This window comes from Novosphingobium sp. CCH12-A3, from assembly GCF_001556015.1.
Classification (GTDB): domain Bacteria; phylum Pseudomonadota; class Alphaproteobacteria; order Sphingomonadales; family Sphingomonadaceae; genus Novosphingobium; species Novosphingobium subterraneum.
Map to the genome: position 1 here is coordinate 1 of NZ_LSIA01000309.1, position 6703 is coordinate 6703.

Annotated in this window: 5 protein-coding genes and 1 pseudogene; 1 reads left to right on the top strand and 5 read right to left on the bottom strand. The window is 65.3% G+C overall.

The features are described from left to right. Positions 1 to 294: 294 nt before the first annotated feature. Both AX703_RS25285 and AX703_RS25290 read right to left on the bottom strand, forming a co-directional pair. The gene (locus AX703_RS25285) at positions 295 to 630 is read right to left on the bottom strand and encodes a four-helix bundle copper-binding protein (protein WP_231735705.1); all 336 of its coding nucleotides are present in this window, start codon (positions 628 to 630) and stop codon (positions 295 to 297) included. Positions 631 to 699: 69 nt separating this feature from the next. Continuing rightward, positions 700 to 2013, bottom strand: coding sequence for a hypothetical protein (locus tag AX703_RS25290; RefSeq protein ID WP_004212961.1), 1314 nt, complete (start codon positions 2011 to 2013; stop codon positions 700 to 702). A gap of 309 nt (positions 2014 to 2322) precedes the next feature. Between AX703_RS25290 and AX703_RS25295 the strand changes: the two genes are divergently transcribed. After that, entirely contained in the window at positions 2323 to 2793 is a 471-nt protein-coding gene (locus AX703_RS25295; protein WP_004212962.1) for a nuclear transport factor 2 family protein, read from the top strand. Positions 2794 to 2875: 82 nt separating this feature from the next. On the opposite strand, the gene AX703_RS27045 is transcribed toward AX703_RS25295, so the two are convergent. The 3 genes and pseudogenes from AX703_RS27045 to AX703_RS25310 all read right to left on the bottom strand — a co-directional run bounded on the left by AX703_RS27045 (position 2876) and on the right by AX703_RS25310 (position 6645). After that, positions 2876 to 3328 carry a flagellar hook-basal body complex protein FliE gene (locus tag AX703_RS27045; RefSeq protein WP_037491557.1) on the bottom strand — a complete coding sequence of 151 codons (453 nt, stop codon included), beginning with the start codon at positions 3326 to 3328 and terminating at the stop codon, positions 2876 to 2878. A 197-nt stretch (positions 3329 to 3525) separates the two neighbouring features. Next, positions 3526 to 4230: a DUF6118 family protein gene (locus AX703_RS25305; RefSeq protein ID WP_004212966.1), complete on the bottom strand. Its 705-nt coding sequence runs from the start codon at positions 4228 to 4230 to the stop codon at positions 3526 to 3528. 9 nt (positions 4231 to 4239) lie between these two features. Continuing rightward, positions 4240 to 6645: pseudogene (locus AX703_RS25310) on the bottom strand (AAA family ATPase). Between the last annotated feature and the right edge of the window lie 58 nt (positions 6646 to 6703).

Here is a 6703-nt window from a genome sequence, read left to right on the forward strand (position 1 = left end):
ATCATCGACATAGCGCCGCTCGCCAGCGTGCCACGTATCTCGATGTTGGGCCTGTTCCCGACATTTCAGTCGGTGCTGGCACAACTCCTGATGCTTGCCGTGATCGTGATCGGGTTTGCCTGGAACCGCCGCGCCAAGCCGCGGGCGGGCGGGCCGCTAGCCTACTAGCGGCAGGGCAGACAACGCCCCTCTCTAAAGCGTTGCCGCAACCCTGACCGTGCATCGCACCGTCTCACGCGCCTTGGCTCGCAATGTAACGGGAGGGCGGCGGGGAAAGCGCCGCCCTCGGGCCATTTACGCGGCCATCTTGTCGCAAGCCTCGGCGCACTTGCGACACGCGGCGACGCAATCCTCCATGCCGTCCAGCCCTTCGCAGCTCGACGCGCACGCCCGGCAAATCTCGGCGCACTCGCGGCAGATATGCCGGTGATGCTCAGATTTCCGCGCCATGAAGTCGATCGCGACCGCGCAAATCTGCGCACAATCGGCCATGATCTTCATGTGCTGCGGCTCGGCATGTCGGCCTCCCGCCTCAAGGCAATGGTTCATCGCCATGTGGAGGCAGGTGACATGGCATTCGTGGCAGGCGTCCATGCACGCCTTCATCTCGGGATCGATCTGATGCATCATTCATCTCCAGCTGAGCCCCCGCCCATTTGAAAATACGCGGCGCGCGCGCGTACCCCTTACCTCTCTCGATCAAGCCAGCTTGCTGGAGATGGCTTTGATCGCTTTAAGCCCCGATCCGAACCTGGCGATTGCCTCGCGGTTTCTCTCCAGCTCGCCGTAGGGAAGATACGATATGTCGAGATCGGCGACGCGGCTGAACGCGGGACGCTGTAACTGCGCGCGGACATCCGCCTCGCGGGCGTCGGGTGCGACCAGAAACAGCCCTGCGGTCGCGTGGAGGGCGCTGCCGCTCAGCGCCAAGTCGAGCATGCGCACAATGCCCGAGTAGATCGACGTCGAATGCTCGACCTCGAACGCTGCCGCGACGTGATCGCCGCCGCGCTCAAGCCACAGCACGTCGATTAGACGGATGGAATCCGCCCCCTTCGAGGTTGCGATGGAGGCGGGCAGGTGCTCAAGGCACCCATGTCCCAACGGCGATCCATTGAAGGCACGGCTGCGGTCGTTCGATGCGATCCACACGTCATAGCCGAGCGCGAGTCCTAGATCGCGAAGCCATGCTTGGATTTCAGTATGGGTGCGCTCGTTCTCGCCTTCGCGTAGCGCCGCCTTGCTGAGCGTGCGCGCCTCCTCGCGCGCCGTCTCAAGCCGTTGTCCCCAACTTGCCAGCGCCTCGCCGCTAACATCGAGAGGAGGGGCCGGGTAGCGATCGAAGCCGATGTCGAACAGCAAGCCGCCAATCGCACCCAGGTCGTTCGATAGCAGGTCGCGGTGGCGATCGTTCAAGTCGAGTACACCCGACCGCATCGCCAGAAAATGCTCCCAGCTCCCGAGCTTCACCTTCGAGCCGGTCAGCGCGTTGTAGCCTTTGACGATCGCGGTGTTGAAGGGCGGCACCAGCGTCGGGTGAAGAAAATAGAGCAGGTTGGCGACCGCGGGCCCGAGCCCCTTGATCTTCAAGCGATCGATCGTGTGGATATGGCCAATAATTTCCTCGGCCGTGTCGCAACACGAACAGGCGTCGAGCAAGCGACCGAACGCCCGCTGGTTCTCCGGGTTTTCGTAGATATCGGGTATGCGGAGCTTCGGCTTCCAGAGAAAGGCATGGTCAGCGCCTTTGAAAATTTGACGCTGCTCGGCGACGGAATGAACGACCGTTTCGAGCGACGATCCCCGGTAGGCGACGCCGAACGTGCCGCGCTCGATCTCACCAACGACCTGGCCAATACCACGCCGGATCGAGCGGAAGTTTTTCAACCGTTCGTCCCACAGAAACCAGCTTCGGTAGGTTGCGCCAGGATCGTCACGCCAACGGGCAATAAGACGACGAACGAGGCCACCGTGATCCTCTCCGGTAGTAATTTGGTCGGGTTGCGTGGCCATATTGTCGGTGTGATCCCCATTCGCTGAACCAAGACCTAAGCCCCTGGCCGGTGACCGTCGAGCTTCTTGATTCAGCATACCGGACCGCGATGTTCCGCATCTGTTCAGTTTTTGGTATAACGTGACAACGGCGGGGATGCTCGGTTTGATGGTGAGCCGTGACCATCGTGCTTGCCATCCAAAGTTGGCTAAGGGCTATTTAGTACACGGTAGCCTCGACCATTTCGCGACCTGACGGTCAGTCGGCTGCTCCATATCGCATCAAGCGGTGATAGCCTAAAGCCGGACAGTCTATTTGGGAGATCATGAATGAACACCGGCGTGAAAACGATTATGCTCATGTCGATCGCCGTGCCTGTTGTGGCGTGGGCTCAGCCGGTCGCCCGCGATGCCGATACACGGGCCGTGGAGGCTGTGCTCTCACGGTACAAAAACGCGATCGAGAAGCTTGACGTCGCTGGAACCGAAAAACTGTTTACGATTGACGCGCGGGTCTTCGAGACAGGAAGCCCTGAAGGAACCTACGCCACCTACCTCGCCCATCATCTTGGTCCCGAGCTGCGGCAGTTCAAATCGTTCCGCTTCTCCGACTACAAGGTCGACGTCCGCTTCGAAGGGTCGGTTGCCCTTGCGACCGAGACCTACCGTTACCGAATCGAGCCAAGAACCGGCGAGGCCGCCGAAAGACTCGGCGTCGCCACAAGCGTGCTGAAAAAGGTGAACGGAGGATGGAAGATCGTGTCCATGCACAACAGCGCTCGGAAACCGAAGGGCAGCTGACGGACGCAGGCGGGGGCTGGCGTGCGAACGTTTTTCGCAGCACCGGATTAGCGACAAGGCGATGTGCTTTCGGCAGATTGCGCTAGACCGGCATACTCATGATGTCCTTGTAGGCCGAAAGCACTTTATTACGAACTTGCAACGTTGCCTCGAATGCGATCGAGGACTCCTGCCGCGCGAGCATTACCTTCGCAATGTCGGTTTCGTCCCCGCGTTCGTAGGCGACCGTCAAAGCACCAGCGCGCGCATTGATCGCGTTAATTTTTTGAAGCTGCGTCTGAAAAGTAGAGGCGAAGCCGCCTGGCTCCGCGTGTCCTGGCTGCGACACGCCCGCCGCTCCGCTCACCCCTGAGACGGAATTTGGGCTATCCACCGTTCCCAGCGCGGTGTTCATCGCTGCGTCAAAAGCCGCTCCTCTCGCAGCCGCGGAAACGGCGACAGAATTCGGGTTGCTCGCTATATTCCGAAGCGCCGCGTTCTTGTCGAGGACGGCGTTCCGCAGGGCCATAACGTCGTTGATGGAGATGCTGCTCATATTCACCCCGGTGCGACTTCTATCGCATCTGTATGATCGCACTGTAAGCATTAGAAGATGGTTAACGACGCTTAGTATTGATTGCCTGATCGTGAAGCCATGCGCCGACCTCTAATTGGACCCGCCCAAGCGTGCCACGGTGAGGACCGGGCCGGATTGTCTATTGTCAATTGCTTGGCGGAATAGATACGCGGCCACTACGGGGCGACCTTAATTGTGCATCGCACTGTGGCACGCGCCCGATTCGCCGCTTTGCTGCAACCCTCGATCGTTTCACGATTGGCCGTCACGATCTTGTCGGCCGCGACGATCGCGCGGAACTGTGCGGCGTCGGCGCTCTGCATCATCCGCTGACCTGCCTCCCAACGGGGCATGTCAAGCGTCCGCGCCGCCATGCGCTCGGGCCATCGCCAGCTCGCCGGCGCGAGCTCGCGCGCGACGAGGCCCGGCACGATCGCCCATGCGAGGATGCCGGCCGCTACCCCGCCCAAGGCGAACCATAGCTGCCGGTTTCTCTGGTCGGCGCGTGTCCATGCGGACCCGGCGATGGCGCGAAGCTCGGCCATGACGCGGGCCTTGTCCTCGCCCGCCTTGGCGAGCGCCGCCTGATCCTCGCGCCGGGCGGCGTTGCCCACCGCGGCGATCCGTTGCGCCATCTGCTCCGGCGTCATCGCCAGCGCCGGACTCCGCACGATCACGTCGTTGATGAGCGCGACGCGGGCGGCCGTGGCGTCCACGCCCTGCTGCATCCGCCCTAACGTCTCGGTGTAGTCGGGAACGTCGATCGCGCCGCGCTCGGCCGCCAGACCCTCCACGGCGCGGCGCAACAGCGCCAGCTCGCCACGCATGGCCTCGAACGCCTCGGCCGCGTCGGTTCCGCCCTGATCGTCCTCGTCCGTCACCCGTCCCCCTTACCGGCTCATGCCACGATCGCGGTCGCGGCCTTGTCCGACCGACTGCGCCAGCTCCTGCCCGATCGACCGGCCCCGCTCCATGTTCAACGCCAGCTCGGGCGCGTGCCGCTTCAAGGCGGATTCGAGCTGCGGGTCGCGATGCAACCCGCCCGCGATGCTCTCCATGCGCTTGCCGAGCTTCTCCGCGCCCGCGCGGTCGCCGGCGCGCTCCATACTGGCCCGCGCCGCCTTCATGTCCTGCCACTGCTCCACGAAGCGCCCCGCACGCTTCTCCGGGTCGATACGGACCTAGCGCTCTACCTCCATCGCCTTCGCCGCGCCGCCCGTGTTCCCTTCGGCCGCGGCGCGTGCGAGCTGGGGGTCGCGCTCGATCGCGCTGGCGAGGTCGCGCGCGCCATTCGGTCGCACCTGGTCGAGCGCGTCGCCCGCCTTCGCCAGCGCCTGTTCCTGGTGCGCCAGCACCGGCAACCCCTTCTCCCGCATCCGGCCTATATCGGCCGCGGCGCGCCCATAGCGTTCGATCGCACGGGCCTGCGAGGGCGCCAGCGGCCGATCGGCCGCGATGCGCTCCGGCGACGTCGTTTTTTCCGACGTCGGTTTCGGCCGGAACCCGGCGAACATGCCCCTGGCCTTGTCGCGCACCTTCTCCGCCACCTGACGCGCGAGTTCCGGGAACCGGATCTCGCGCCGATCGGCGAACGCACGGGCCTGGTCCTGCTCGGGCCGCGCATAGTCGCCGGCCATGTCCTTGCCCCGGTCGCGCGACATGGCGCGGACGAGCTGGCACTGGTCGGCGAAGTCGTCGCGCCCGTAATGGAGCTGCACGTCATCACGATGCCGCGACATGCCGACATAGGCGCTGTGGCGGTCCATGCCGGGGGTGGCGAGGACGTGGGCGTGATCGACGGTCACGCCCTGCGCCTTATGGAAAGTGGCGGCGTAGCCGTGATCGACCGCGGCATAGTCCTTTGCGTCGAACGCGACCCGCGCGCCGCTGTCGAGCCGAACCTTCATCCCCTCGGCCGATACCTGCTCGATCGTGCCAAGCGTGCCGTTCTTCACCCCTAGCGACCGCTCGTTCCGCAGGAACATCAGGCGGTCGCCGCGCGCGAACGCGCGCGTCCCCCGGTCGGCGCTGAACGTCACGTCGTCGCCAAGGTCGCCGGTCGCGCGAAGTCGGCCGCGCGCTTCCTCGTTCAGCTCGCGGACCTCGGCGTTGGTGTGGGTGAGGATGATGCGGGATTTGCCCGGTTCGGCCTGGCGCTGCCGATCCCAGCCATCGACCAGCTCGCCCCGCGCCTGCTCGCGCGTGTCGGCCGCGTGGACCATGCCCTTGCCGTCATAGGCGTGGATCGCCTCGCCGGTGCGCCCGGTCGCCAGCGCGCGGGTGGCGTCGCGCTGCCAATCCTCGCGCTGCCGGCGAATCTCGGTGATCTTGGCCCCGGCGTCACGCGCCTGGCTCAACACCCGCTCCATCTGGCGCGAGCCGATCATGCCCGCCTCGTCCACCACCAGCACGTCACGCGGGCCTAGCTGCTCGCGCCCCTGCCCCCATGCGTGCTCAAGGCTGGCGAGGGTGCGGGACTGGATGCCGGACCCGCCCTCAAGGTTCTCGGCCGCGATCCCCGACAAGGCCGCACCGCGCACCTGGTAGCCCTGCCGCTCCCAAGCCTCGCGCGCGACGCCCAACATCGCGGATTTGCCGCTGCCGGCGTAGCCGACGACCGACGCCAGCCCCTTGCGGCCGGTGATATGGTCGAGGGCGTCGCGCTGCTCGGCCGACAAGACGAGCCCCCTGCCCTGGGCCGCGCCGATCGCGGCGTCACGCTGGCGATCGGCGATGCCGTGACCGTCGCGCGCCGCCAGCGCGCCGGCGCTGCGCTCGAGCCGGGCCTCCACCGCGATCATGTCGCGCGACGTGAACCGCTCCTGGTCGCGTCCGTCCTTCCCCAACGCGACCAGCTCGGGGCTGGCGCGCACCGCGGTCATCACCTGGTCGAACTGCTCCTTGCCGTCGCTGTGCCGGAACGCGAACACGGCCAGGTCGCGGGTGGTGAACGTCGCCTGCTGCCGGGTGATCGCGTCCAGCGCGATCGACGGGTTGGCGATGATCTTCTCGCCATTGTCGCGGGCGATGCGCGCGTGATCCTCGATCCGCTCGGCCTCAAGCCCCTGCTCCGGTCTGCGCGATGCTGCCGGGCCGATCTTGTGCTGCGGCTCCAGCGCGATCCCCTGCGCCTCATAGGAGCGATGGTCGATCCGCCCTTCAAGCCCCAGCTCGGCCATGCGCTCGTTGACGTGCGCGCTCCACGCCTCGCGCCAGTCCTTCAACAGCTCGGTGCTGTTCCAGCCCCGGTTTTTCTTCCCGAGCCCCTCCGGCCCCACATCGCGCATCGCCAGCATCACAGGGGGCGTTTGCGGGAGGGGGCGGAATCCTACGCTAAGGATTTGGGCCAGCGAT

Coding starts and splice junctions, on each gene's coding strand:
- AX703_RS25295 (WP_004212962.1), top strand. CDS start 2,323: ATGAACACCGGCGTGAAAACGATTATGCTCATGTCGATCGCCGTGCCT.
- AX703_RS27045 (WP_037491557.1), bottom strand. CDS start 3,328: ATGAGCAGCATCTCCATCAACGACGTTATGGCCCTGCGGAACGCCGTC.
- AX703_RS25285 (WP_231735705.1), bottom strand. CDS start 630: ATGATGCATCAGATCGATCCCGAGATGAAGGCGTGCATGGACGCCTGC.
- AX703_RS25290 (WP_004212961.1), bottom strand. CDS start 2,013: ATGGCCACGCAACCCGACCAAATTACTACCGGAGAGGATCACGGTGGC.